This window comes from Cohaesibacter sp. CAU 1516 (genome assembly GCF_005771485.1).
In the GTDB taxonomy this organism is placed as follows: domain Bacteria; phylum Pseudomonadota; class Alphaproteobacteria; order Rhizobiales; family Cohaesibacteraceae; genus Cohaesibacter; species Cohaesibacter intestini.
In genome coordinates this window covers 361,830-388,829 of the sequence record NZ_VANT01000001.1, presented here as the reverse complement: position 1 = coordinate 388,829, position 27,000 = coordinate 361,830, and the positions used below count along the sequence as shown (strand labels likewise).

The window sequence follows — 27,000 nt, the reverse complement described above, 5'->3', positions numbered from 1 at the left end:
ATCCTTTACATTGTCTGACATAGTTGTTTCAATATCAGGAGCACCCATGAGCAACCAACGATCTGACACCCCGATGAGCGACGCCACCGACAAGCAACTTGAGCAGGCATCCCGCGAGACCGTCATTCGCGAAGCCAAGAAGCGCCGCCTGACTTTGTCTGGTGAAAGCCGCAGCTCGAGCCGGGTTCAGGACATTCTCGACGCATTGGTGGAAATCATCGAAGCGTCGGGCTTGCAGGCTGGTGACCGCCTCCCATCAGAAACAGAACTGGCGCAGTCCCTGGGGGTTGGGCGCTCCACCATCCGCGAAGCCCTTATGGCTTGGCAGCGTATGGGCATCGTGGTGCGCAACAAGGGCGCAGGCACGCGCCTGTCGGCCGACATTTCCCAGCGTTCGATGAACTTCCCCCTCACCGTCAAGGTGGAGGCCGCCGGATTGATGCGGACCCATCAGGTGCGTATGCCGCTCGAGATCGAGGCCACCCGCCTTGCCTGTCAGAATGCCACTGACAAGGACAAACGCATCATCAATGCCCGATGCGAGGAGCTGATGGCAATTTTCGAAGCGGGCGAAAACTGGCATGCCGCTGACAAGCGCTTCCACGCCGCCATTCATGATGCGAGCGGCAATCCGCTGTTCGGTCAACTCATCTTGCAGCTTCATGAGGCTTTTGAAGAGACCTATGAAGCCCCCTTCGATCAACCGCAAATGGCTGATTCCAGCATACCCCTGCACCGCAATCTGGCAGATGCCGTCATCAATCAGGATGCGGATCAGTCAGAAGCCATCTTGCGGAAAATCCTCTCCATAGTAGAAGACGAGGTCGCCATAAGGCTCAATGAATAAGACGCTTCAGGACGAGACCAACACTCTGGCACTGGCCACGCGGCTCAACCGCCCCCATGCGGATGCGACCGGCACCATTGCACCGCCAATCTATCAAAGCTCGCTGTTCGGCTTTGAGAGTTTTCAGGACTTTGAAGACACGGTGTCCGGCAACAGCAACCACCCCATCTATACGCGCGTTTCCAACGAAACGGTCACTGCCTTTGAAACGCTCATGGCCGATGCGGAAAATGGCGAAGCCGCGGTCGCCTTTTCCTCGGGCATGGCGGCCATTTCTTCGACGCTTCTCGCCTTCCTCAAGCCCGGCGACCGGGTGGTTTGCATCGAACATGTTTATCCGGACAGTTTCCGGCTGTTCGAAAAAATGCTGCGGCCATTCGGCGTTGAGACCAGCTACCATTCCATTGAAGAGATGGAAAACAATCCCGATCTGATGGCGGGCGCCAAACTCGCCTATCTTGAAAGCCCCAACAGCATGATGATGCAGGCGATGGATCTGCCAAAGGTTGCCGCCCATGCCCGCAACCATGGGGCCATCACAGTCATAGACAACAGCTGGGCCACCCCGGTCTTCCAGCGCCCGATTGAGTTGGGTATCGATATCGTCCTTCATTCAGCGTCGAAATATATTTCTGGCCATTCCGATGTGGTGGCTGGCGTTGTGATCGCCAGTGCAGAGCATATCGCAGCCATCCGCACCATGAGCCTGACGCTGCTCGGCGGCAAACTGGCGCCGTTTGAAGCGTGGCTCTTGACCCGTGGTCTGCGCACCCTGCCGATCCGCATGCAGGCCCATCAAGCCACCGCCAATCTGTTTGTCGAAAAGCTTACTGCTCACCCAATGATCCGCGCGGTCCATTCCCCCGCTGCGGGCTCAGTGCCCGGTCTGGAAGGTCGCTCGGGCCTGTTATCCGTCGAAATTGCTCCAGAGGGCGACATCCGCACACTGGTCGACAGTCTCAAACTGTTTCGCCTTGGCGTCAGTTGGGGTGGCTTTGAAAGTCTTGTGGTCCCCACCGCCATCAGCCTCAAACAGAAAGATCCAACCAACTCCCTCCAAGCCTTCAAGGTTTCAGACCGGATCATTCGCCTCAGCCTCGGCCTGGAAGACGCCAACGATCTGTGGGCCGACTTCGAGCAGGGCTTGGCAGCCTGCCGCAGCAACCGCTGACCATCACCGACCAAAGCAATCCAGACAATCTAGGAGTTCCCTGATTTTCGTTTTTACAAAGTGGAGGACAAGATGAAGAAAACCGTATTCGGGCTGACCGTCGCCAGCCTTGCCCTGCTGGCCAACACGGCGTTTGCCGACACCCAGCTCAAGCTGGTGGAAGTGATTACCAGCCCGGCCCGCACCGAGACCCTGAAGGAAATGGTCAGCGCCTACGAAGCCGCAAATCCCGGCGTCACCGTTGAGATCGTCTCCCTGCCATGGGGACAGGCTTACGAGAAGCTGGCAACCATGGTCGCCGGAGGCGATGTGCCCGACGTGGTGGAAATGCCTGACAAGTGGCAGGCGCTGTATGCAGGCGCTGGCAAACTGGCGAGCCTTGAAGATCACATCAAGGCTTGGGAGCATGGCCCCACTCTGACCGACAAGACCATGGCCATGGCTCGCCTTGCCGGTGGCACCGCCTATTCCGTGCCTTATGGCTTCTATCTGCGCGCCATGTTCTACAACAAGAAACTGCTGGCTGAAGCAGGCGTCGCCAAGCCACCGAAAACCATGGAAGAGTTCCATGATGCTCTTGCCAAGGTCTCGGCCCTTGATGGCAAATCCGGCTACTGCCTGCGCGGCAGCCGCGGCGGCCACAGTGGCTGGCTGATGAATGCAGCAGCCATGAATGGCAGTGCCGACTTCTTCACCGCAGACGGCAAAAGCACCCTCAACACCCCTGAAGCCATCAAAGGCTATCAGGAGCTGATCGATATCTATCAGGAAGGTCTCGCACCAAAAGACTCGGTCAACTGGGGCTTCAACGAGATCGTCGCCGGCTTCTATTCCGGCACCTGCGCCTTCCTTGATCAGGATCCCGATGCGTTGATCGCCGTTCAGGAACGCATGGACAATGCTGACTTCGCCGTCATCCCGATGCCAACCGGCCCGCATGGCAAAGCCTATCCAACCATCGGCTTCGTTGGCTGGTCGATCTTCAACACCACCGAGCATGAGAGCGACGCCTGGAAGTTGGTGGCTCATCTGTCCGATCCGGAAAACAACAAGGTCTGGGCCCGCAAAGTCGGCGTCATCCCGGTTCACACCGGTGCTGACAAGGACCCTTACTTCCAGACCGAACAGTTTGCCGGTTGGTTCGAGACCCTGAATGGCGCTGACTATGTGCCCCTCGTTCTGCCCCATCAACTCGAAGGCTTCGGCTATTTCGCCGACACCATCGCCGTTGAAACCGCTCAGCAGGCCCTGCTTGGTGAAATCACCGCCAAGGAAATGGCCGACCAGTGGGCTGACTATATGAACGAAGAATATACCAAGTGGAAAGCCAATCAATGAGCCGCCCCTTGCATGACGACAAGCTCCCGGGGACACCCCGGGAGCCCAAGATCAGGCGCAGGAGTGCCCACGAGGCGAAAGCCGCGCAAGGGAGCCGCTTCGGTCTGTCCCTGTCCTATCTCCTTGAGCCTTACCTCTATCTCTCCCCGGCGGTGATCTTCATAGGCTTGGTCATTCTGGTACCGCTCAGCATCGGCATTTCCTATTCCTTCCAGTCTATCGCCCTGTTGAAGCCCTTTGACACCGGCTGGGTTGGCTTTGAGAATTACGAGGCCCTGCTGCATGATTCCAAATTCATGCTGGCGCTGAAAAACACCGTCCGCTGGACTCTCTATAGCGTCTTCTTCCAGTTTTTCCTCGGCCTTGGCCTTGCCATGCTGCTGAACACCAAATTCCACGGCAAGAAGATCGTTCAGGCGCTCGTCTTTCTGCCATGGGCAGTCCCCGCCATGCTCTCGGCACTGACCTGGGCCTGGTTGTTCAACCCGGTCATTGGTCCCATTCCCCATTGGCTAGCCGCCCTTGGCATCCTGTCCGAGCCCTACAATATTCTCGGCGACAAGGACCTCGCCCTCTGGGGGCCGATCGTCGCCAATATCTGGTTTGGCATTCCCTTTTTCGCGATCACCATGCTGGCGGCGCTGCAATCCATCCCGTCCGACATGTATGAAGCGGCCGAGATTGATGGCGCGACCCCATGGCAGCGCTTCACCAAGATCACCCTGCCCTTCCTTGCACCGATGATCGCCATCACCGTGATGCTGCGCACGATCTGGATCGCCAATTTCGCCGACCTCATCTATGTGATGACCAGCGGGGGACCTGCCAACTCCACCCAGATCCTGTCGTCCTACATCTTCACCACCGCCTTCCGAAAGCTCGATTTCGGCTATGCCTCGGCCATTGCCGTGGTGCTTTTGGTGCTGATGATGCTCTATGCGATGATCCTGCTGCGCATGCGGCAAAAGCTTGTGAAGGTGTGACATGTCCACCCGTAACCGTGCAACGCGCCCCCTCCTTGTTGGCGGCAAATATCTGGCCATCCTGCTCTATTTGCTGTTTGCCCTATTCCCGCTCTACTGGCTTTTGAAAATCGGCCTGACCCCGGACAAGTTGATCTATACCGAAGGCACGGCCCTGTGGCCGAGCTGGGTGACCTTCGACAATTTCCGCTCAGTCGTCACCCAGACCGACTTCCTGATCTATTTCCGCAACAGCATCACCGTGTCGCTGAGCACTGCCTTCGTCACCACTTTGGTCGCCAGCGCGGCGGGTTATGCCTTCTCGCGCTTTGTCTTTCGCGGCAAGAATCTGATCATCCTGTTGATGCTGCTGACACAGATGTTCCCGCTATTGATGATCATCTCGCCAATTTACAAGATTTTTGCCACCGTTGGCCTGCTCAACACCCTTTCTGGGCTGATCATCGCCTATACCGCCTTCAACATCCCCTTTGCCACCTTCCTGATGCAGTCCTTCTTTGATGGCATCCCGCAGGATCTGGAAGAAGCGGCCATGACCGACGGGGCAACCCGCTTTCAGGCTCTGCGTCTGGTCATCTTCCCGCTGACCCTGCCCGGCATGGCGGCCACCTTGGGTTTTGTCTTCACTGCCGCCTGGAGCGAGCTGCTCTTTGCGCTGATGCTGATCAATTCCAACGACACCATGACCTTCCCGGTGGGGCTGATGACCTTCGTGTCGAAATTCTCCGTCGACTGGGGGCAGATGATGGCCGCAGGCGTCTTGGCACTGATCCCGAGCTGCCTCTTCTTCTTCTTCATTCAACGCTATTTGGTTCAGGGCCTGACCTCAGGCGCCGTGAAAGGCTAGAGACATGGCACGTATCCAGCTTCAGAATATCTCAAAATCCTATGGCCCTGTCTCGGTGCTTGATGACATCAATCTCGACATTGACGAGGGCGAATTCATCGTTCTTGTCGGCCCGTCAGGCTGTGGCAAATCCACCCTTCTGCGGATGATTGCCGGGCTTGAAACCGTCACTGGAGGCGACATCCTTATCGGAGACACGCTGGTCAATGAGCTGCGCCCGCGCGAACGAGACATTGCCATGGTGTTCCAGTCCTATGCCCTCTATCCGCATATGGATGTCGAACGCAATATGGGCTTCAGTATGGAGATCCGAAAGGAAGACAAGACCTTGCGGGCAGAACGCGTCGGTGAGGCAGCGGGCATCCTTGGCCTTGGCAAGCTCCTTGGCCGAACACCCAAAGCCCTGTCTGGCGGCCAGCGTCAGCGCGTTGCCATGGGCCGCGCCATCGTCCGCGATCCCAAGGCCTTTCTGTTTGACGAGCCCTTGTCCAACCTTGATGCGGCCCTGCGCGTTGAAATGCGACTGGAAATCGCCAAACTGCACAAGCGTCTGGATGCGACCATGATCTATGTGACCCACGATCAGGTCGAGGCCCTGACACTGGCGGACCGCATCGTGGTGATGAATGCAGGTCATATCCAGCAGGTTGGCACGCCGATGGAGCTTTATGATCAGCCACACAACCTGTTTGTCGCCCAGTTCATCGGCTCGCCCAACATGAACATTGTTGGCACCGACACCATGCCCGATGCGCTGAAAGCAACCCTGCTGCCAAAAAGCAAGCAAAGCGCCAGCGCAAAGGTCGCCCATTTCGGCATCCGACCTGAACACACTATGATCATCGAGAACGGAGAGCACCAGCTTACCGGACAAGTCATCATCGCTGAGCGGCTCGGCTCGGACACCAACGTCTATATTGAAGCAGACGGCATTGGACAAATGCTGGTGCGCCAGCGCGGCGACGTTTCGCTTGCAGCGGGGCAACAGGTCAAGGTGCAGCTGGACCTCACCAAGGCCCACTATTTCAATGCTGACGGCGAAGCTTTGTTTTTGCGCGAGGCGTAAGCATCCCCTTTCCCCACCACCCCAAAAAGCCATGCCGTGGCTGCGAACAGCAGCCACGGCATTCCTTTATCCTCTTGTCTCGCCCGTTGCGACAATAAGCCGACATCTGGCATGTCATTCGAACCAGCATTTGCGTTATGATATGACACAATCGTTCCCCCAACGCAGAAACAGACAGTCATGAGACTATTGCTGGTAGAAGATGATCAGGGGCTGGTAACGCGGCTGAAAAAGGACTTCGAAGCAAACGGCTATGTCGTCGACCATGCTGACAACGGCATTGACGGCCAATATCTCGGAGAGACAGAAGCCTATGATCTGGTCATCCTCGATCTGGGATTGCCCGGCAGACCCGGCCTCGACATCTTGCACAATTGGCGTGAAAGCGGATTGACGCTGCCGGTCATTCTTCTGACGGCTCGCGATGCCTGGCATGAGCGTGTCGAGGGATTTCGCTTCGGGGCAGACGATTATGTTGGCAAACCCTTTCACTTCGAGGAACTGCTCGAGCGGGTCAAAGCCCTTATCCGGCGCAGCAACAACACCCAGAATAGCGAGCTGCACACGAAGGGCTTGTCGCTCGATGAAGAGCGGCAATGCGTCCTCATGGACGATGGCAGAACCATCGATCTGACCGGCACCGAGTTTCGCCTGCTGCGGTACTTCCTGCTGCACAAAGGCAAGATCCTCTCCAAGTCAACACTGACCGAACATATCTATGATCGCGACTTTGATCGCGACAGCAATGTCATCGAGGTCTATGTCCGCCATCTTCGCAACAAACTGGGCGACGAATGGATCCAGACCCGTAGGGGGCAAGGCTATGTCTTTGAGGGTGGTGACCAATGAACTCGATGGAGCGGCAACTGCAAGTCGGTCTGGCGGCCATTCTGCTTCTGCTGATGCTGTCGGCCTGGTATGTGGTCAATCAATCGGTTCAGACGCTGGTGGAGGACTTTGTGGTGTCTCGCCTCAAGCATGACGCTCAAAGCATGATTGGCGCTCTCGAGCCTGATCCCGCCTTTACCCGGGTGCGTTGGCGCGGTGTCAGCGACATCTACAACAAGGTCGATTCAGGTCATTATTATGTTTTCGCCTTCACCGACGGCCGGGTCATAACCTCACCCTCTCTGTGGGACCAGACCCCACAGGTTCCAAAGGTTGCTCCGAATGATGAAGCCGTCACACGCATAGAGACCCCCGACGGGCAAACCGTTCTGGTCTGGGCCAAGCAGTTCGAGAAGGACGGACAAGGATTCACACTGGCTGTCGCCGAAGACCTTGAGCCCATGCTCGCCCAGATCGACAGGCTCAAGCGCAACTTTGCCGGTCTGTTGGCCTTTGGCTTCGCCTCGCTTCTGGTCTTGCAAAGCTGGCTGGTACGAAGATCCTTTCGGAAACTGGACCCCATCCGGCAGGACATCAAGAGCCTTGAGCAAGGCAAAAGAGACAAGCTGCGCGAAGAAGTCCCTTCCGAAATCCAGCCGCTCGTCAGGAGCTTCAATCACTTGCTGGCACTGCTGACAACAAGGCTGGAGCGTTCGCGCAACTCACTGGGTAACTTGACCCATGCACTCAAAGGTCCTCTCAATCTGCTCATCCAGCAGCTGCATGAAAGCGATCAGTTGAATGGCAAGGGCCTGAAGGAAGCCCGTGATCAGACCGAGCGCCTGCACTTTTTGATCGAGCGGGAACTGAAGCGAGCCCGTATGGCAGGCCGAGGCATCAGCGGCCAACAGTTTGATGCCGGCCGCGACCTTCCAGACCTCATCGGAGTGATGCAACAAACCCACCGAGACAAACAGCTCGAAATCATCGCCATCGGCGCCAGTGCCATGCCCTTGTTTGGTGACCGGGAGGATTTGCTCGAGCTCATTGGCAACATTCTGGACAATGCCTGCAAATGGGCCAACGGCAAAGTGGTCTGCCGCATGTCCCTTGATGAGACCTATCGCATAACCATTGAAGATGATGGCGCCGGACTGCCAAAAGAAAAGCTGGATCAGTTGATCATGCGCGGCGTCCGATTGGATGAAAGCGTCGGGGGAACCGGTCTTGGCCTTTCCATCGCCAAGGATATTGTCAGCCTTTATGGCGGCACCATGCGCTTTGACCTGTCAGAGGAACTGGGAGGCCTCAGGGTCGACATGACCTTGCCGCTGATCGCCGCCAAATGACCTTATTGTTTTCAGCTTCATTTCAGCATGCTGCTCTAGACTTGGGGATATAAAGTCGTCTGCCACATGAGGCATGGCGATATCACTCAAAAGGAGATGTGCCATGAAAATGCTAGCAAAAACCATCACGATTGCTGCCATTGCCCTTGGCTTGACGAGTGGGGCAGCGCTTGCTGTCGATATGACACAACGCGGAATGTTGCCTTTCGCCACTTGGGACATGAACAATGACGGCTCAATTTCAAGCAAGGAATTCACGTCGATCCGTTCCAAACGACAGGCTGCGCGCGCCGCCGAAGGGCGTTTCATGAGGAATCAGGCCACCTCGCCATCCTTTGCCTCGTTTGATACGGACGGAAACGGTTCGATTTCGTCCAGCGAGTTCAACACCCGCCAGACCGCATTGCTCCCAAGCCGTCCCGGCGCTCAGAGAATGGGTATGGCCCGCAATATGGGCAACCGCAACTGGGGTAACCGAGGTTGGGGAAACCGTGGTTGGGGCAATCGAAACGGGCGTGGTCGCGGCATGGGCCGGAGATGGGCGCAATGAAGCCTTGTTGCAAGCTTTGAAAGTGGGCAGGTACTTCCTGCCCATTTTTGTTTGCAATGGCATCCACACTTGCTAAGCTGGCACCAAATGGTGCCCTCAATAGTACTGCAACCATCAAGCGCAAGAAACAGCTTGAACCTATACAATAACGATGGCCAGCAAGCAGGATAGAGGAGTGATCAAGATCGAGCAGCCGGTCCGCAGCCTCAAACAGACCTGTGGTTGCAGGTGGCAAATCGGCCTTTCGAGAAGATCAAGCCCAATGCGATACTGGTCTGCTCGTCTCGCGGTGGCATCATCAATGACGATGCCCTTTATGAAGCGCTGAATGCCCATTTCAGCAAAGCATCGAAGCGACCAACGGGGTTTTCTGGCCACTTCGACAACAATTCACAAGTTGATCCCCATGCCGTCTCGGCATTTATCTGGGTTAAGCGTCCAGTTTGGTCATAAGGGTCGGGCAGTGGTGGCAAGGCCATGGTCAAGGCACAGCTTTCCCGTTCGCAGGCTGCAAAGCCAACGGTCTGTCAGAAGTTATATCACGTCCCCAAAGATCCGGCGCTCAGCACAATTGCCGCGTGACGCCGAAATTGGTCAGCTCAGCCAGTGACCTGCGCCCCAAGTATCTACCAGTTTTAAGGCTGATAGAGCCGCATATTCGTTTGGTGTGAGGTTACCCAAAGAAGAATGAGGCCTCTCGGTGTTGTAATCGTCCTTCCATGCCTTGATCTCGTGCCGGGCCTGCGCCAATGAGGAAAACAGGGTTTCGTTGAGGCACTCGTCCCTGAAACTGCCATTGAAGCTTTCAACAAGGCCATTCTGCATCGCTGCACGACAAGTGATTGCTGGCAATCACTGAGAGTGGGGTTTGCCTGATGCGATATAGTGCCAGTCGATATTTGTCTCCTGACACCACTTCAGAATAGCCATCGAGGTAAATTCCGTTCCGTTGTCGCTGACGATGGTTCTGGGCTTGCCTCTTTGCCTGATCAGTTCATCAAGTTCTCGGACCACCCGATAGCCAGAAAGGGATGTGTCGACAACCAGTGCCAGACATTCTCGGGAGAAGTCATCGATGACTGCCAGCACTCGGAACCTGCGCCCGTCAGTGAAAGCATCGGAGACAAAGTCCAGCGACCACCGCTCATTTGTCTGGTTGGGCACGACAATAGGCTTTCTGGTGCCCAGAGCGCGTTTGCGACCACCCATTGCCCGGCAGGCAAGCGAAGCGCCGCCGAGAGGGGCGCTTCGCTTGCCTGCAGCTTCTCTTCACGATAAAGTCGCCTGAGCTTCTTGTGGTTCATATGGATGCCTTGCTTGGACAGCATGAGCGCAATCCTTCTATACCCAAAGCGGCGGCGTTTAGCCGCCACCGCCTTGATTGCTTCTCGAAGATCTGCGTCATCATCCCGAATGCTATTGTAACGCACACTGGACCGATCAACTTCAAGAATGGCACACGCCCGTCGCTGGCTCACACCATGCTCTTTACAGGCATGAGCCACAGCATCTCGCTTGCCGACAGGCGTCACCATTTTTTTGAAGCGATATCCTTCAGGACCGCATTGTCCAGCATCTGCTCGGCCAAAAGCTTTTTGAGCTTGGCATTCTCTTCTTCGAGTGCCTTCAGCTTGCGAGCATCAGATATATCCATGCCACCATATTTGGCCTTGTATTTGTAAAAGGATGCTGAGCTGATCCCGTGCTTGCGACAAACCTCTGCGGTTGGAACCCCGGATTCCTGTTCCTTGATCATTCCGATGATCTGTTCTTCTGAAAATCGCGTGCGCTTCATTATCCGTCTCCGTTAAGTAGGACGGACTCTACCAAATTCTGGAGGAGTTTTGGGGGCGCAGGTCACGAAGTATGGCGTGCGTGATTCGGACGGAAACCTGTCTGATGAGAAACTGCGTGAAATTGCGTCGCACCCACAAGTGCGAATGATTGAAATCAAGCTCAGCCAAGGGGCCAAGCCCGGAAAAGGCGGCATTCTGCCTGGCGGCAAGGCCACTGCCGAAAACGCAAAAGTTCGTGAAATTGCAGAAGGACAGGATTCTCTCTCATCCAACCGGCACACCGACATCAACAGCCTTAGGGAGCTGCTCGACATGATCGATTACGTGCGCGAGACAACGGGCTTGCCAACCGGCTTCAAGACAGTCATCGGTGACACCGCTTGGCTCGATGAGTTATTCTCGATAATTGCTGATCGAGGTGAACGGTCCGCTCCCGACTTTATCACTGTCGATAGCGGCGACGGCGGCACTGGAGCAGCTCCAATGCCGTTGATGGACAATATGGGATTGCCGATCAAGGAATCGCTGCCAATGCTGATCGCAGCTTTACACCGATCCGGATTGCGCAACCGGATCAAGGTTGCCGCATCAGGCAAATTGGTTACGCCAGCGGAGGTTGCCTGGGCCTATTGCGCTGGGGCCGATGTTGTCAACTCAGCTCGCGGTTTCATATTTGCGTTGGGCTGTATCCAAGCGCTCAAATGCAACAGGAACACCTGTCCGACGGGCATCACTACTCACAATCCACGCCTTCAGCGAGGACTGGATCCTGCAGACAAATCGGTTCGCGTTATAAATTACGTCGAGAAGATCCACAAAGGTGTCGGCGTCATCGCGCATTCGTGTGGCGTTTCGCATGCAAGGGCTCTTGGGCCGGCTCATGTCCGGATGGTCCAGCCGAATGGCGCTTCAAAATCACTTGAGCAGATTGCGTGGATGCTTGAGGCCGGTCTGCCAGAGGCCCCCAAAAACTTGGAACGAAGTTTGATGGATTGAAGGGCCCGGAACTGAGGGACGCTGTTGATCTCAATTTTTTTAGTGCATCAGCAGCTTTAGTCCCTCACCTCTCGATGGGTTGATGAAATGTTGTGTCTCAATCGAATGCGAGGAATGGAAAAGCAGGCTTCTTGAAAGTCGTCCGTGCTGAAGGTCTCCAAAGGGCCGCAAATGCTCTTCTTGGACCAAGAAGAGCGGTTTCATATGATGATGCTCCGCGTCAGTCAGCTTCTTCCATGGGCGCAGGTCATCATCGCGCCAACCGTTTTAGGGCTGCTGTGCGATAGGGGGCGTTGCGGGCACCATAGCCGTTATAGCCGCCGCGTCGTTCGACCACCTCGAAGAAGAAACCATCCCCATGGGGTCGGGAATAAAGCTGCAGGAAAGAGCCGCCATTGTCATCCTGATCATAGAAAATGTTGCGCGCGCGCAAGGTTTCAATCACTTCTGGCCCCAGCTCGAATTCGGTCGCCAACTCGTCATAATAGGTTTCCGGGATTTCCAGGCTTTCAAAGCCATTGGCTGCCAGTTTTCGAGCGGTGTCGATGATATTGCCACTCAGGAAGGCAAAATGCTGCATTGATGCACCATAGCTGTCTGACAGGAACCGTCCGGCAAAGGTGCGGTGGGTGTCGACGCCATTCATCGTCAGGCGGAAACTGCCATCTGCATTTTGCAGGGAGCGGGACTGCACAAGCCCCCCCGCATCTGCCACCCCCACATCGGGCGCCTTGTTGATATTGAAGATCGAAGTGTAAAACTGGGTCCAGCTGTTGAGCTCTTCCTGTTTCATCACCTGCGCCAAATGATCGATGCGCAACAGACCGGTGGGCTGAACATTGCTTTCATCGGTCACCGGAACAAATTCTTTCTCCCAAACCTCGCCCAGTTCGGTCTGTCGATCGAGGAAATGCAATACAGAACCACCAACACCGCGCATCGCGGGAATGTCGAGCTCTCCAGAATGACGCTTCTGCATGAACCGTTTGGCCCCGAGTAGTTCCGAACGCACGGTCGCGGCTTCGGCATCGCCGACCATCAGGCCAATATCGCAGACGCTCGTGCCATGCATCACATAGGCGGAATGGGCATAGCCCTTCGTTTCGGAGTTGATGACGATATTAATGCCATTTTGCTGCCAAAGCGTCACTTTCCGGGCGATATGCTTGGCAGTCGGTTTGAAGCCCAATTGTGACAGCATGGCCTCCATCGAAGGGGCGTCTTTATCACCAGCCGCAAACTCGATGAACTCGACGCCTTCAATCTTGGCCTTCTGTGGCATGGGAGGCAGATCGACATGACAGCTTGGTTCGGATTTTCGGGCCGCATCGGCAATGACAATCAGCGCGCGATAGCCATCGAGTGCCAATTGTCGGGTCGAAGCGCGGCTCTTGTTCTCAACCAAGTCAAGACCGTAGCCATCCGAGTAGCCGGTGGCCGCGACCGCCTTGACGAAATCGAGAATGGGAAAATCCCCTTCTCCCGGCAAGGAGCGGAAGTTGCGAGACTTGTATTGAAGATCCATGCTGACAGCAGGTGCATCGGCCAACTGGACATGAAACAGTTTGTCCGCTGGAATGGCACGGATGCTTTCAGACGAGAGGCCTCTGGCCAATGTGTGATAGCTGTCCAGCACGAGTCCGATCGCCGGATGATTGGCTCGACGGACGACTTCCCAGGCATCGCGATAATCGGAGATATGGCGCCCCCATGCGAGCGCTTCATAGCCTACTCGCATGCCGTATTTTTGCGCCAGTTCACCAAGTTCGGTAAAATCATTGGCCATCCGGTCTACGCCGCCCAGGCAGTCCGGTGAGGTGGCTGAACAGATCAACAAAAGATCAGTGCCCAGTTCCGCCATGGCGTTGAAGCGGCGTTCAATGCGGTCAAAGGCCCGACGGCGTGATGCCTCGGGCAGGCCTTCAAAATCGAGCGCCGGTTTGAACAGCCGGATGCTCAAACCCTGATCGCGGACCATCTGACCGATTTCGGTTGGGGTGCGGCCCTGCACCGCGAAATCCTGTTCCGTGATTTCAATGCTGTCAAAGCCAGCCGCAGCAAAGGCAGCAAGCTTGTCTTCCAACGCATCGGCAACGGACAAAGTGGAAATCGAAGTCTTCATTTTTCATTCCTTGCTGAACACCGGGACAGAATATCGAAAAGGGGCCGCATCCGGATCTTGTTAGGTGCTGGCGTGGCCACCGCTTCCATCAGGGGAATAGATGTCGAGAATGTTCCAATGGCCCGAAGTCGGAGTCGGGTTGTTGATCATCGCCACATCAATCACCGTCGGCTTGCCGCTGGCAATCGCCGCTTCAAGCGCCGGACGGAAGGCGCCAGCCGAAGTGACCCGTACGCCATCACAGCCATAGGCTCTGGCAATCGCCGCATAGTCTGGCGTTTGTTCTTGCGGGTTGTCAGCTGCGGGGAAGACCGTGCCATGGGTCAGGCCATAGTTCGACTTTTGCAGACCAGCGATAGTGCCATAGGCATTGTTATTCATGATGATCCAGATGACCGGCACATTCTCGGCGTTGGCGGTGGCGAGCATCGCCGGATTCTGGCCAAAGCCTCCATCGCCGACGAGGCTGATCACCACCCGATCAGGCGCTGCGATCTTGGCCCCGATGGCAGCTGGCGGGCCAAAGCCCATGGTGGCAAAGCCGCCGGGAATGAGGATCGAGCCCGGTGTGAAAATGTCAAACTGCTGGGCAACGCCATTCTTGTTCCAGCCCACATCGGAGGTGAGGATGGCATCGCGCGGCATGACGGCCCGCAGATCGGCCAAAATCCGTTCCGGCATCATCGGGAAGGCATCGGACTGCTGCATCTCGACATTTTGAGCGCTGAAGTTCTGGCGCTCAGTGGCGATCTGCGAGGCCCGGCCATCGGATGGACGTCCGTCGGGCAACATCTCGCGGGCCACGCGGTTGAGCACGGTGAGCGCCGCCTTCAGGTCAGCCACCGCCCCAATCTCGACCGGATAGTTGCGGCCAATTTCCTGCGGCTCGATGTCAATCTGCATCAAGCTGGTCGCGTCTTTGCCGATATTGAAGGTGTAGTCCGGATACCAGCTGGAGCAATCAGCTTCCTTGAAGCGGGTGCCGAGCGCCAGAATCCAGTCGGCGGCCAAGGTCTGCTGGTTGGTGAATTGCATCCCCCAGAAGCCGGTCATGCCCAGCACCATTGGGTGATCATCGGGCAGTACGCCCTTGCCCATCAAGGAGAAGGAAACCGGGATCTGCATGTGATCGACAAAGGCGCGCAGCTCGTCATAGGCTTTGGCCAGCGCGATGCCGCCGCCGACATGGATGATCGGTTGTTTGGCGTCTGCCAAGGTCTTTACGATCTGACGCGCTGTCGCCTCATCAATGGTTGGCTTGGCCAAGAGTTTGGAGCCTGTCTTGACCCGCTCCCAACAGGCCGGGTCGACCTTGGTGGAGAAGAAATCCATCGGCACATTGACCAGAACCGGACCGGGCTGGCCGCTTTCGGCCAAAAGGAAAGCCTTTTCGAGATTTTCAGGCAACAATTCCGGAGTATCGACGCGCCACGCCCGCTTGACGAAGGGACGGTAGATTTCATATTGCGCCGCATCCGCATGAAGATTGACCTCCTGATGGGGATGCTTGCCGTAATAATAAGACGGAATATCGCCGGCAATCACCACCATCGGGATGCAGTCGAGCGCCGCATTGGCCACCCCGGTCGCCGCATTGGTCAGGCCGGGGGAGAGATGGCTCAGCACCACCGACGCACGGCCTGTGACACGGGCATAGCCGTCTGCGGCATGAGCGGAAACCTGCTCATGGCGAACATTGACGAATTTGATGCTCGAGTCGGCCAAAGCGGACAGGACCGCGATGTTGGTGTGGCCGCAAAGGCCGAAAATATGTTCAATGCCGCGATATTCGAGATAATCCACCAACTGGGGTGCATTCTCGATCAGAGTCGTTTGATCCTTTTCCATCAGAGCACCTCTGTATTGTAAAATTCACCAAACAATTCAGCGTCGCTAGGGCGGTCTTCGGGGATTGGACGGGCGACCCAAGTGACATTCATATAGTGCTTCAGCGAGACATTCTCGTTGGTGATGTTGCCGCCCCAGATGCCACAACCGAGCGACGAGGTCATCGGCATGCCGTTGGAGAAGGAGCCTGCATTGGCTTTTGATTGCGGCTGGCGCACCATGACGCGGGAGACCGGCGCATTGGCGGCGTGGCGCAGAATGCGGTCTTCATCAAAGGAATAGATGCCGCAGGAATGGCCTTTGCCACCAACGTCATAAATTTCGCGGACCAGACGCAGGGTGTCGTCAAAATCCTTGGCCCGATAGAGCGCCATGGTGACGGACAGCTTTTCACGGCTGAAGGGATGATCCTTGCCGATTTCTTCCTGTTCGACCATCAGGAATTTGCGATCGTCCGGCAGATCAAAGCCCGCAAAGTCAGCAATGGTTTTGGCAGAGACCGCGACGGTTTCGACGCGACGGGAACCGTCTTCCTTCCAGAGCGCCTTGGCAAGCAGCTGCTTTTCCTCTGGCGAGCAGAGATAGCCGCCTTCGCTGATCAGCGCTGCTTTCATTTGCTCATAAACCGCATCGACAATGATCAGGTTGCCATCGGCCGAACAGCCGGACCCGAAGTCGGACATTTTCGACATGCGCGAATTGGCGGCCGCCTCAGCAATGTCGGCGGTCTCGTCAATCACCATGGTGGAGTTGCCTGCGCCGACGCCATAGGCCGGTTTGCCTGAGCTGTAGGCCGCATGAACCATCGGTTTGCCGCCGGTGGCGAGCGTCAGATCGGCCTGGCTCATCAGGTAATTGGTGCCCGGGATGGATGGCTGGGTGACACATTGGAACAGGTCTTCGGGTGCACCAACCAGTTTGCAGGCATGGCGCATGACATTGACCATTTCATTGGTTGTCGCCTTGGCGCGGGGATGGGGCGAGAAGATTACCGCATCCTTGCATTTGGCCGCATAAAGGCCGGTGACCGGCGGGGTCAATTCCGGGTTGGTGGTGGGGATGAGAGAGGCGATGACGCCTGCCGGTTTGGCGATCTTGGTCAGGCCTTTTTCTGCGTCTTCCTCGATCACACCAACGGATTTGCCACGCAAGGCATCACGCAGAACACCGAGCACCTTGAAGCGCTTGCCTGCGCGTCCAGCGCGGTCGCCAATGCCGCTTTCATCAACGCCCATCTGGGCGATGCGGACAAAGGTTTTTTCGTTGCCGCAATGCCAACCAATGGATTGTGCCAACCGGTCTACTTGTTCTTGATCCCAGTCGGCGATGGCGTCCATGGCAGCACGCGCACGGATGATCATTGCGTCGATGGTTTCGATTTCTTCTGGTGAAATGTCACGAGCCATATCGGATACTCCTGATTATCGCTGCGGCCTCAGGCCATTTGTTTGAACGATGCCGGGTCGGCATCAAAGACAGAACGGGCTGCTTCAAGGCAGTTTCGGGCATGCTGCTCGGGGCCAAATTCGGCAATCCGTTTGGCATGGGGCAGCTCGATGGAAAGGGGCAGATCGGGGAAAAGATAATTGACGGCCCAGAAATCGATCGCCCCTTCGCCAGGATAAAGACGGGCATCGCGGGCTGTTTCGATCATCGCTTCGCGGGTGAAGGCCAGATCCTCGGCGTCACAGATATGGAGGAAATTGATCCATTCTGGCGGCACCTTTTCGAGTGCCAGAAGGGGGGCCTTGTTGAAATGCATATAGAGGGTGTCGACCAGCATGCCCTGATTGCGCCGACCGGTCCGTTCGAGAACTTCCATTACCTCTTCGAGCGTTGTCAGCCGAGAAAAGGCCGGGAATTCCAGATTGACCGTCAGGCCAAAGGGAGCGGCGAGATCGCAGATCTCGGCAAAGGTCTCGACGATGAATTTGCGGTCGTTGCGCACATCGGTCCATGCAGAGCAAATGACTTGCCCTGCCCCCAGCTCAGCCCCGGCTTCAAAGGCGGGCACAAAATCCTTGGGGTCAAGGCCGCGCATGATGCGCATCAGCTCGATGTCAAAGCATTTCAGATCGGTGTCCGCCAGCGCCTGTTTGGTCTCGCGGATGATCTGCGGGTCAGTCGGGTTGATGTCCGGCTCGCCCGCCACACCCAGATGAAACAGCCGATAGCTGACATAATCATAGCCTGTGCGAGCGGCGATGTAAGTCTGTTCGGGTGGCGTTACGCCGGGCACCGTCAAATAGGACAGGGCATAGGGATGGCTCATGACTGATCCTCCGATGATTGCAGCCAAGGGGGCGGTGGCATATGAGACATGCGACCGGGCAAGGCCCGCTCAAACAGGGCTTCTGCTTCGGCGACAGGGCCGCGCAGGGCTTGCCAATTGATGCCGGTTTTTAGGCCCATTTCCTCGCAGGCATAGGCGACATCTTCGGTCGCGACATTGCCCGTTGCCATCGGCACGAAGGGACAGCCGCCAAGGCCACCCATGGCCGCATCAAAAATCCGCACGCCAGCCTGAAGCCCGGCCACCATATTGGCCAGCCCCAGCCCGCGCGTGTCATGCAGATGCAGCGACAGGGCGGTCTCGTCGCCGATCTCGCCGCGCAACCGCTGGCATAGGTTGAAGACCTGCTGCGGATTGGACAAGCCTGCCGTGTCGGCAATGTTGATTTCCTGCACCCCAAGCGCCGCAAAGCGCAGGGCAATGCGGGACACTTGATCCGGGTCGATATGACCTTCAAAGCCGCAGCCAAGGGCCGACTGGATGCCTGCGCGGACGGCGACGCCTTCGGACAAAGCCTTTTCGATCACTGGAAGGATGCGGGTGATGCCATCCTCGACCGAGCGATTGGTGTTTTTCTGCGAATGGGTCTCAGAGGCGGAGACCGAAATGGACAGATGCTTGACGCCGACCGCCAGCGCCCGGTCAAGGCCAGAGCCATTGAGCACCAAGGCGGTATAGACCACGCCCTTCTTTGGCTCGATCCGATCAAACAGAGCATCAGTGTCGGCCATTTGCGGCACCCATTTGGGGTGGACGAAGGAGCCGACCTGGATCCGCCGCACGCCTGCTGCCTCGAGATGGCCAAGGAAATGCAACTTTTCATCCACGCTCAGAAGGCGCTTTTCATTCTGCAATCCATCGCGCAGAAATTCGTCTTCGATGAGAATGTCCCCTGAAAGATCCATCATCAGAAGCCCATCACTCGAGGAAGCCATGTTACCGCATCCGGTACAAAGGTGATGATGATGAGCACCAGAACTTCAACCACGAAGAAGGGCATGATGGCCTTGATCAATCGGGCCATACCGACCCCGGCGACGCTCTCCGCCACAAAGAGGCAGAGACCAAGTGGTGGAGTAATCAGGCCGATCATCAGGTTGAAGATGACGACAATGCCGAAATGAACCGGATCGACCCCAAGCGACACGGCGATCGGATGCAGGATCGGCACCAGAACCAGCATTGCGGCGATGCCTTCGAGAAACAGGCCAACAAACAGGAACAGCAGGATGACCGCGATCAGGAAGGTGGTCTTGCTGTCGACATTGCCCAGCACCCAGTCGGTGACCATGTTGGGAATGCGATTGTAGGTCAGGAGCCAGTTGGCGGCGGCGACGGCGGCGATGATCACCAGAATGACCGCGCTGTCGCGCATGGCGCCCGAAAAAATCTGCGGCAGGCGTTTGAAGGAAATCTTGCGATAGACAAACAGACCCAGCACCAATGCATAGCAGACCGCGAAGCTTGCCGCTTCGGTCGGCGTGACAACGCCGAGCAGAATCGAGCCGACAACAAAGACTGGCATCAAGAGTGGAAGGATTCCGCCCACAATGGCGTCCCTGTTCGAGGTGCCGTGGATGTTTCTCTCACCTGAGACCGTGTCGGCCTTGACCGTCAGCATGACATAGATCGAGAGAAACACCGCCAGCAGCAAGCCGGGGACGATACCAGCCAGAAACAGTGCGGGAACGGAGACACCAGAGACGATGAGGGCGTAAATGATGACGGGAATGGATGGAGGAATAATCGGGCCAATTACCGAGGAGGCTGCCGTGAGCGCAGCCGCAAAGGCGCGGTCATAGCCATGCTTTTCCATTTCGGGAATGAAGACCCGGCCAATGGCCGAGGTGTCGGCAACCGCCGAGCCGGACAGCCCGGCAAAGATCACCGAAGCCCAGATATTGACATGGGCAAGACCCGCACGAAACCCGCCAACCAGTACATTGGCAAAGGCGATGATGCGGCGGGTGATGCCGCTTTCGTTCATCAATTCGCCCGCCAGAATAAAGAGCGGGATTGCCAGAAGGGGATAGGAATCGAGCCCCTTGAACATTTCGGTTGCGACGATGCGCAAGGTATAAGGTGCTTCGCCTGTGGTCATGAACCAAATGAGGGCAACTAGAATAGCGAACGCGATGGGCAGCCCCAGCAACAGGCCGGATGTCAGAATGAAAATGGTCATGCGTCACCCTTTTCCTGAATGCGTTCAATAAAGCGAATGGCAGCGGAAATCGCCAGAATGATGCCGCCGCAGGCAATCGCGGCCTGCCAGGTTCCAACCCGCCCGAGCCATTCGAGCCAGGCCATGTCGAGGCTCTGGGCCAGCTCCTTGGCCGTACCGATAAGCCCGGAGGCTTCGATCTGCGGTCGCCGGGATGCGAAGGCAATCCCTGACAGCGTGAGGCCAATGCCGGTTGCAAGCGTAACCAGATCCATCGCGGCGAAAGTCCAGCGCCGCCATTGATCCGTCAGTATGTCCGTAACGATGGAAAAGCGAATATGTCGATCCTGCAAATATGCCAAGCCAATGCCGAACATGACCCCATAGATGGTCAGATAGATCGGCATTTCCTCACCCCAAGCCAGAGAATGGCCAGTGGTGTAACGACGCACGGAATTGACCAAAATGATCGCAAAGACCAGAGCAATGGAAAGGCCTGCGCCAAAAGCCCAAATCCGCTGGGTAAACCGACTGATTACACGCATTCGATGTCTCACGATCCTTTGGGTGGGAGAGATGGGTGGCGTTTGGGCGGCCACCCATCCTTGGGTCTTACTTGGTGGCAGCTTTCACAGCAGCATCAAGCTTTTCAATCCACTCGGCTTCGCCGCCCAGCTCGCCAGCCAGCCATTTTTTGACAGCTGGTTGCGCCGCATCGCGGAACTGCGCCAATTCTTCGGCGGTTGGCGAATAGACCTGCATGCCTTCGGCTTGCACGGCATTCACACCAACGGCGGTGGAGAATTGCTGAATGGAACGACCCATATTGCCTGCCACGACGGCTGCTTTCTGCACCACGGCCTGCTCGGCAGGGGAAAGGGACTGGAAGAACTCATCAGAGATGAGCAGGAAGTCGGCTGCATAGACGTGACCGTCAAGGGTCATGTATTTCTGCAGTTTATGCAGGCCGTTATTGTAGATCACGCCGACCGGATTTTCCTGACCGTCAACCACACCTGTTGACAGAGCATTTGGCAATTCGGTCCAGGCAATCGGTGTTGGCTCGCCGCCAAGGCCCTTGACCATCTCAATATAGAGCGGGATCGGCTGGACACGGAATTTGAGGCCCTTCATATCTGCCGGGGTGCGAATTTCGCGCTCACCATTGGTGAAGTTGCGGAAGCCGGTTTCCCCGTAGGCAAGCGTACGCAGGCCGGTTTTATCCAGACAATGTGCGGCCAGTTCGCTCCCGAAGGAACCATCCAGCACGTTCCATGCCACTGGTGCAGACGGGAAGGTGTAAGGAATATCCAGCACGGATGCCGCGCGGCAGATTTTTGACATGGCACCGGAAACCATCACCACCTGGGTGAGATTGTCCTGTGCCTGAGCGACGAGTTCATCTTCGTTGCCTAACGCACCGGCTGGGAACAACTCGACTGTCAGACCGGTTTCGCCTTCAACGATGTTTTTGAAGATTTCGGCTGCGGCGCCCTTTTTCGAGCTTTGCCAATCAGCCGGGTCAACGTGAGCGAAGCGGATGGTCTGGGCCTGTGCACTGGCAGCAACGCCCAAGCCAATGGCCAGGCCTGCAAGGGCTGACAGGGTTTTGGTTGTGAAATTACGCATGGTTCTCCTCCCATTTCGATAAAGTCAGTGTGATCTATTGATTTCAGGGCTTACTGTGTGCGTGCAAAAAGGCCTCACGCATCACATCTCGATCGGGGCTTTGCTCGGTGAAAAGAGCAAATGCCCTTACAGCCTGCCAGAGCGCCATGCCACCACCACCCATGGTGCGGCATCCTTGAGCGCGCGCTGCTGCAAGCAATTCGGTTTCCATTGGAAAATAGATGATATCTGCCACCCAGGCGCCATGCGGAATGGAGGCAACAGGCAAGGGCGTACCCGGCAGTTTTGCCATACCCACAGGGGAGGCATTGACCAGTCCGTCACAATTCTGGACTGCCTCTTGTGCATTGGTGACGACCTTGATCCGGCGCGGGTCATAATGCTTGGAAAGCTCACTGGCCAGATCTTGGGCGCGCGCTTGTTCAGGGTCACAGAGGCGCAACTCGCCCACCCCCTCGCACAGAAGACCATAAGCAGTCGCCGCGCCAGCCCCGCCAGCGCCAAGCTGCAAGACACGCTCTCGGGCAACGCCGGTCAACTCGGTTCGAAAGGCTTCGGCAAACCCCCAGATGTCGGTATTGTGGCCATACCGGCGGCCATCGCGCAGAACGACCGTGTTGACGGCACCAACGCGTTCGGCATTTTCTGACAACTCGTCAAGGAAAGGAATGATTTCCTGCTTGCACGGATAGGTGATGTTCAAGCCATCGAACCCCATCCACTCGGCGGTCTTTAGAAGGTTTTCCAGAGAAAGCTTGCAGTCGAAATCGAGGTCCAGACGACGATAGACCAGCGGGAAGCCGAGGGCTCGAGCGGCAGCCTCATGCATGGCCGGGGTACGAGATCCTGCGATTCCTGCACCGATAAGCCCAATCAGGACGGATTTCGGCTCCGCTTGATGCTGCATTGTGTGATTGTTCATGTCTCACTCCCTGCACCATAATTAACTGAACAGTTAAATCTGTCAATTGTTTTTAACTGGACAGTCCATTAGGGTAAGGGAAACACGATATGCAGGCTTCAGATGACCAACCAGAAGAGCGCAGCTGCGCCCGAGCGAAAGAAGAGATGGAAGCAGGATCCGGAGGCTGTGCAAGCCAGCATTCTGGAGGCGGCTGCGACGGAGTTTGCCGAGCACGGTTTGACTGGCGCACGAGTCGATGACATTGCCGATCGTTCTCGCTTTACCAAGCGGATGATCTATTATTATTTCAATGACAAAGAGACCCTCTATCTGCGTGTTCTGGAAGAAGCCTATCGCAAGGTACGCGGTGAGGAAGCGGCGCTGGATCTATCATCCCTGAATGCCAAACAGGCCCTGCGCAAACTGGTCGAATTCACCTTCGATCATCATCGCAAGAATGAGCCTTTCATCCGACTGGTGATGATTGAGAATATCAACAACGGCCGTCATCTGGAAACGTCGACCCTGATTGCCAAGGTCAATGAAAGCGCTGTAGATCGGATCAATGAGATCTGCGCTCTTGGCAAAGAGGACGGAACCATCCGCGCCGACCTGTCACCGCTGGAGTTGCACTGGATGATCAGCGCGATGTCCTTTTTCAATGTCTCCAACCAGCCCAGCTTCGCCCGCGTCTTTGGCGGCACCCTGTTTTTGCCCGACGGCCAGGAACGGTTGCGTGACATGGTCGTTGAGGCTGTGCTTGCAATTGCTGAGCCTAAGCTTTGAGGAAAATTCTTCATACGGGTCAGGGTCTTTTGTGCGACAGTTTGGCAGATATGAATCAATGTGGTTTTCTAGATCGTGCCCCTTTTGCTGCATCGCCAGTGAAAAGCATGATGTCGATTGTGATGCAGATATAGAGTGCATTGCGGGGTCGGCAAAAACCGCTGCGTTCCCGCCAAAGCGTACTGCGAACAGGATGTCACTGGAGTGGCCCAAGCCGAAAGAGGCTCTTTCCTGCGCTCCGACTTGATGATCGAACAGGCTGGACGCCAGCATGGTATGGCTGCATCAGGCTTCCTGTGGTCGGTCATCTTCGCGGTGTTTTCACCCACCTTGGTGAGTTTTTCGGCAATAGTTCTTTGTACTTGACTGTGAGGAAATGCCGCTCACCCACGCGGCGCTTCAAAATCACTGCGGCAAATTGCGTGGCTGTTTGAAGTTGATCGGTCAGGGCAGTCTTGAACTTGAAACGAAGCTTGTGGATAGAATCGATCCGTTGCATCTATCAGGCTAGGTTCTCGCGGGCGTTGAGACTCCGGGATTTATGATCGTCAAGCGCACAGGTCATGGCTATTTTGGAATGGCTTCCACCGGTGTCAAACATAGCTGCGACAAATGCGATTGACTGGTAGATTTCAGATTTTCAAATGTTTGTAATCTTCGAGATTTGATCCAATATTGGCGCTAAATCTATCATCGGTTTGAATGCAAACTCAATTTTGGCGACACCCGTGACAATTGAAATCCCTTGAATTTCTATGCTTTTAGATGACATTTGCCGCATGCCCAACGTTACATTTGTATTTGCTTGCACAATGGCTAAAGCTGCTGGCATGTCGCTTTCTGAAGATGGCAGCCTTTGGAGCGATGGTGAAATTGTTCACCGGGTTGTTCAACCAGTGGACGGGCGTCTCACCTCCCCCCCTCACCACTGACGTAAGACCAACGGGATGGGCGTATAGCTCAGCGGGAACGCAGAGCAAGAGCCGAAGGCAATTGCGAAAACTTCGTTGTCCACTCACATTGACTGGTGTGAATAAAATCAGAGACTGAAAGGCTGGGCCTCAAGCTCACTCTATGAACGAAGCCATTGTTTTTCTTGACGAATGAGGAGAAAGGATGGTGGGCGTAACTGGGATTGAACCAGTGACCCCTTCGATGTCAACGAAGTGCTCTCCCGCTGAGCTATACGCCCATCCTGTTGGCGATCTATGGTTTTCGCCTTGCGGTGAGAAGGCTTCTACCGCCCTCAAGAAGTGATTGCAAGCCCCTTTTGCAAACTTGTCACATAGGGCTGTGGATCTGTGAAAAAACATGCACCACCAACACCATGGCGCATGGAAAGAAGATCACAGGGCCCGATCAGGCGGCAAGCATTTTGCCGACTTCATTCACCAGATCACGCAGATGGAAGGGCTTGGAAAGCACCTTGGCGTCCTTTGGAGCCTGGCTGTCAGGATTAAGGGCCACCGCCGCAAAGCCTGTGATGAACATCACTTTGAGATCCGGATCAAGTTCTGTCGCCCGGCGCGCCAGTTCGATGCCGTCCATCTCAGGCATGACGATATCGGTCAACAGCAAGGTGAAAGGCTCTTCACGCAGGCGATCATAAGCGCTCTTACCATTATCGAAGGAGACGACCTCATATCCGGCATTCTGCAATGCCCGCGACAAGAAGCGGCGCATATCGTTATCATCTTCAGCAAGCAAAATCTGTGACATGTCTGTTTGGTCTCCAGCCGCTTCGTCGGGCTTTTCGTTCAATGATGGAGCCCGGCTTCGCCCGGGGATCGTCCTGATCCTACATTTCTTGTCCTCACGGGTAAAGATCCCGTGAATTCTGACGTACATTTTACAAGCTTTCCTCAAGCACATCATCAATTGTGATGATTTAACCAAATATTAAGGAAAGAAACCTCCCGCCTTCTCGCAATCTGCGATAGTCTTCCAGCATGACCAACCACGACCGGGATGGAGCCACGGCAAGCCGATGATGGCAATCCGTGCAAATCAACTTCTGGCTAGCAACCAATTGCTTGCAAGAGGGGGATTGCACGAATCCGCCAGTTGGGAATATCATAGACCACAATCCGATGGCTTGACCGCGACATGGCGGGGCGAGCTGCGGCAATAAAACAAGAAGCCGAGAGACCGCGTTGACATCATCGAAATTCGCAGCATTTGACACCCTCGAAGACGCGTTTCTTCTCCATGAGCCAGAGGAGCAGCTGGCCCCGTTTCTATTCAACTCCCCTCATTCAGGCCGCTGCTACACCCAAGCCTTCAAAGACTCCAGCCGATTGGGAGAAATGGAGTTACGCCGGTCGGAAGATGCTTTCGTTGATCTGTTGTTTAAAAAGGTGCCCGATGTTGGCCTGCCTTTGCTGAAGGCCCATTTTCCGCGTGCTTTCCTCGATCTCAACCGGGAGCCCTATGAACTCGATCCAAGCATGTTCGACGCTCCGCTGCCTTCCTACGTCAAAAGCGCTGGTGCTCGGGTGGGCGGTGGCCTCGGGACGATCGCCAGAATCGTTGCAGAGCGCCGCGAGATCTACAAACACCGCCTGACTGTAGAAGAAGGGCTGGAGCGCATCGAAACATTCTACAAACCTTATCATCAGACGCTGAGACGACAAATGGCCCTCACCCATGTCGATTTCGGCTATGCCTGTCTGATCGATTGCCATTCAATGCCCTCCCGCGTGCTGCAAAATACCAATCCGGCAAACCGCCCAGACATCATTCTGGGTGATCGCTATGGCACCAGCTGTCATGCCTCCCTAACCGATGCGGTAAAAGGAATCCTGACGCATCTTGGTTTCAAGGTAGAAATGAACCGCCCTTATGCCGGCGGCTTCATAACCCAGCATTATGGTCGCCCCCTGAAGGGGCTTCATGCCCTCCAGATCGAAATTGATCGCAGCCTTTATATGGATGAGGATACCTTCACGCCGGTTGCCCATTTCGATGAACTGACGGATCTGTTTGCCCGCTTTGCCGAGCTGCTGATGCAGTGCGCCAATGACGCCTTCCTGCCGGAAGCAGCTGCCGCGGAATAGCATCCTCGCGCCCCTCTGCTATTCCCCTGACCCTCCCCCTATCCCCGCCTTGATTATGCAAAGCACACACACATCCGCATTGGATTGCGGACCAACAGGGGCACGGGAAGGCATAGGAAAGGGGACTGGACAAAGAAAAAGGGCCGCAAAAAGATGCGGCCCGCGAAGTCTAAGGAGGAAACGCCCAGCAAGGGCGGCGGGAATAAATTCCGCACTGCAACAATGGCACCGAAAGCCCAGAAATTCAAGACAATCCTGCCTCAAGGCGCGGAGACTGGCTCGGATCGGAGTTTTTCACGAACTTCCAAAAATCCTCCAAATCATTGAATAATAAGATATTTCCTCCCTTGTCCGGGCTTTATTTCAGCCTTCAAATTTACTGTGCATAATTTTTAGGCCAATTTCCGAAAATACTATAATTGCACAAAAA

23 protein-coding genes, 1 tRNA gene and 1 pseudogene are annotated in these 27,000 nt (G+C 55.8%); 12 read left to right on the top strand and 13 right to left on the bottom strand.

All coding sequences use genetic code 11. The annotated features are described in order from the left end of the window. Window positions 1–46 precede the first annotated feature (46 nt). From FDK21_RS01760 to FDK21_RS01720, 9 genes are all read left to right on the top strand, one after another. Window positions 47–847: a FadR/GntR family transcriptional regulator gene (locus FDK21_RS01760; protein ID WP_210238660.1), complete on the top strand. Its 801-nt coding sequence runs from the start codon at window positions 47–49 to the stop codon at window positions 845–847. Continuing rightward, on the top strand, window positions 840–2,018 hold the full coding sequence (locus tag FDK21_RS01755) for an aminotransferase class I/II-fold pyridoxal phosphate-dependent enzyme (RefSeq protein WP_114009474.1): 1,179 nt from the start codon (window positions 840–842) through the stop codon (window positions 2,016–2,018). Before FDK21_RS01760 ends, FDK21_RS01755 begins: the two co-directional genes overlap by 8 nt. Window positions 2,019–2,090: 72 nt before the next feature. Beyond that, window positions 2,091–3,356, top strand: a complete 1,266-nt coding sequence (locus FDK21_RS01750; protein WP_138147291.1) for a sugar ABC transporter substrate-binding protein — start codon at window positions 2,091–2,093, stop codon at window positions 3,354–3,356. After that, on the top strand, window positions 3,353–4,339 hold the full coding sequence (locus FDK21_RS01745; protein ID WP_114009476.1) for a sugar ABC transporter permease: 987 nt from the start codon (window positions 3,353–3,355) through the stop codon (window positions 4,337–4,339). Before FDK21_RS01750 ends, FDK21_RS01745 begins: the two co-directional genes overlap by 4 nt. Window position 4,340: 1 nt before the next feature. After that, window positions 4,341–5,186 carry a carbohydrate ABC transporter permease gene (locus FDK21_RS01740; protein WP_138147290.1) on the top strand — a complete coding sequence of 282 codons (846 nt, stop codon included), beginning with the start codon at window positions 4,341–4,343 and terminating at the stop codon, window positions 5,184–5,186. A gap of 4 nt (window positions 5,187–5,190) precedes the next feature. Then, on the top strand, window positions 5,191–6,252 hold the full coding sequence (ugpC, locus tag FDK21_RS01735) for a sn-glycerol-3-phosphate ABC transporter ATP-binding protein UgpC (RefSeq protein ID WP_138147289.1): 1,062 nt from the start codon (window positions 5,191–5,193) through the stop codon (window positions 6,250–6,252). Window positions 6,253–6,432: 180 nt separating this feature from the next. Further along, window positions 6,433–7,101 carry a response regulator transcription factor gene (locus FDK21_RS01730; protein ID WP_138147288.1) on the top strand — a complete coding sequence of 223 codons (669 nt, stop codon included), beginning with the start codon at window positions 6,433–6,435 and terminating at the stop codon, window positions 7,099–7,101. Then, window positions 7,098–8,429 (top strand): sensor histidine kinase, encoded by a 1,332-nt coding sequence (locus tag FDK21_RS01725; RefSeq protein WP_138147287.1) that lies wholly within the window; start codon window positions 7,098–7,100, stop codon window positions 8,427–8,429. Before FDK21_RS01730 ends, FDK21_RS01725 begins: the two co-directional genes overlap by 4 nt. A 103-nt stretch (window positions 8,430–8,532) precedes the next feature. Then, window positions 8,533–8,979 carry an EF-hand domain-containing protein gene (locus FDK21_RS01720; RefSeq protein WP_171021905.1) on the top strand — a complete coding sequence of 149 codons (447 nt, stop codon included), beginning with the start codon at window positions 8,533–8,535 and terminating at the stop codon, window positions 8,977–8,979. 594 nt (window positions 8,980–9,573) lie between these two features. On the opposite strand, the pseudogene FDK21_RS01715 reads toward FDK21_RS01720, so the two are convergent. After that, window positions 9,574–10,774, bottom strand: a pseudogene (locus tag FDK21_RS01715) (IS3 family transposase). Window positions 10,775–10,823: 49 nt separating this feature from the next. On the opposite strand from FDK21_RS01715, the gene FDK21_RS01710 reads away from it, so the two are divergent. Then, entirely contained in the window at window positions 10,824–11,771 is a 948-nt protein-coding gene (locus tag FDK21_RS01710) for an FMN-binding glutamate synthase family protein (RefSeq protein ID WP_246657470.1), read from the top strand. 250 nt (window positions 11,772–12,021) lie between these two features. Here FDK21_RS01710 and FDK21_RS01705 read toward each other — a convergent pair whose 3' ends face one another. From FDK21_RS01705 to FDK21_RS01665, 9 genes are all read right to left on the bottom strand, one after another. Then, a complete protein-coding gene (locus tag FDK21_RS01705; RefSeq protein WP_114009485.1) occupies window positions 12,022–13,893 on the bottom strand; it encodes a sugar phosphate isomerase/epimerase and 4-hydroxyphenylpyruvate domain-containing protein in 1,872 nt (623 codons plus the stop codon). Between the two features lie 60 nt (window positions 13,894–13,953). Next, the gene (locus tag FDK21_RS01700) at window positions 13,954–15,741 is read right to left on the bottom strand and encodes a thiamine pyrophosphate-binding protein (RefSeq protein WP_138147286.1); all 1,788 of its coding nucleotides are present in this window, start codon (window positions 15,739–15,741) and stop codon (window positions 13,954–13,956) included. Beyond that, the gene (locus FDK21_RS01695) at window positions 15,741–17,147 is read right to left on the bottom strand and encodes an aldehyde dehydrogenase family protein (protein WP_138147285.1); all 1,407 of its coding nucleotides are present in this window, start codon (window positions 17,145–17,147) and stop codon (window positions 15,741–15,743) included. Before FDK21_RS01695 ends, FDK21_RS01700 begins: the two co-directional genes overlap by 1 nt. 29 nt (window positions 17,148–17,176) lie before the next feature. After that, on the bottom strand, window positions 17,177–18,013 hold the full coding sequence (locus tag FDK21_RS01690; RefSeq protein WP_138147284.1) for a TIM barrel protein: 837 nt from the start codon (window positions 18,011–18,013) through the stop codon (window positions 17,177–17,179). Then, window positions 18,010–18,969, bottom strand: coding sequence for a hydroxymethylglutaryl-CoA lyase (locus FDK21_RS01685; RefSeq protein ID WP_138147283.1), 960 nt, complete (start codon window positions 18,967–18,969; stop codon window positions 18,010–18,012). The genes FDK21_RS01690 and FDK21_RS01685 overlap by 4 nt, the downstream gene beginning before the upstream one ends. Further along, window positions 18,942–20,216, bottom strand: coding sequence for a TRAP transporter large permease (locus FDK21_RS01680; RefSeq protein ID WP_138147282.1), 1,275 nt, complete (start codon window positions 20,214–20,216; stop codon window positions 18,942–18,944). Before FDK21_RS01680 ends, FDK21_RS01685 begins: the two co-directional genes overlap by 28 nt. Beyond that, on the bottom strand, window positions 20,213–20,740 hold the full coding sequence (locus FDK21_RS01675; protein WP_138147281.1) for a TRAP transporter small permease subunit: 528 nt from the start codon (window positions 20,738–20,740) through the stop codon (window positions 20,213–20,215). Before FDK21_RS01675 ends, FDK21_RS01680 begins: the two co-directional genes overlap by 4 nt. A gap of 67 nt (window positions 20,741–20,807) precedes the next feature. Beyond that, window positions 20,808–21,824, bottom strand: coding sequence for a DctP family TRAP transporter solute-binding subunit (locus tag FDK21_RS01670; protein WP_114009492.1), 1,017 nt, complete (start codon window positions 21,822–21,824; stop codon window positions 20,808–20,810). A gap of 43 nt (window positions 21,825–21,867) precedes the next feature. Further along, on the bottom strand, window positions 21,868–22,746 hold the full coding sequence (locus tag FDK21_RS01665; protein WP_245418417.1) for a shikimate dehydrogenase: 879 nt from the start codon (window positions 22,744–22,746) through the stop codon (window positions 21,868–21,870). A gap of 102 nt (window positions 22,747–22,848) precedes the next feature. Here FDK21_RS01665 and FDK21_RS01660 point away from each other — a divergent pair, with 102 nt between their 5' ends. Then, a complete protein-coding gene (locus FDK21_RS01660; protein WP_114009493.1) occupies window positions 22,849–23,514 on the top strand; it encodes a TetR/AcrR family transcriptional regulator in 666 nt (221 codons plus the stop codon). Window positions 23,515–24,154: 640 nt separating this feature from the next. Here FDK21_RS01660 and FDK21_RS01655 read toward each other — a convergent pair. The 3 genes from FDK21_RS01655 to FDK21_RS01645 form a co-directional block, all read right to left on the bottom strand. Then, on the bottom strand, window positions 24,155–24,346 hold the full coding sequence (locus FDK21_RS01655; RefSeq protein WP_138147280.1) for a hypothetical protein: 192 nt from the start codon (window positions 24,344–24,346) through the stop codon (window positions 24,155–24,157). A 285-nt stretch (window positions 24,347–24,631) separates the two neighbouring features. Further along, window positions 24,632–24,706, bottom strand: a tRNA-Val gene (locus FDK21_RS01650). Window positions 24,707–24,873: 167 nt separating this feature from the next. Continuing rightward, window positions 24,874–25,233: a response regulator gene (locus FDK21_RS01645; RefSeq protein WP_114009495.1), complete on the bottom strand. Its 360-nt coding sequence runs from the start codon at window positions 25,231–25,233 to the stop codon at window positions 24,874–24,876. Window positions 25,234–25,667: 434 nt separating this feature from the next. On the opposite strand from FDK21_RS01645, the gene FDK21_RS01640 reads away from it, so the two are divergent. Then, window positions 25,668–26,570 carry an N-formylglutamate amidohydrolase gene (locus tag FDK21_RS01640; protein WP_138147279.1) on the top strand — a complete coding sequence of 301 codons (903 nt, stop codon included), beginning with the start codon at window positions 25,668–25,670 and terminating at the stop codon, window positions 26,568–26,570. Window positions 26,571–27,000: the final 430 nt, after the last annotated feature.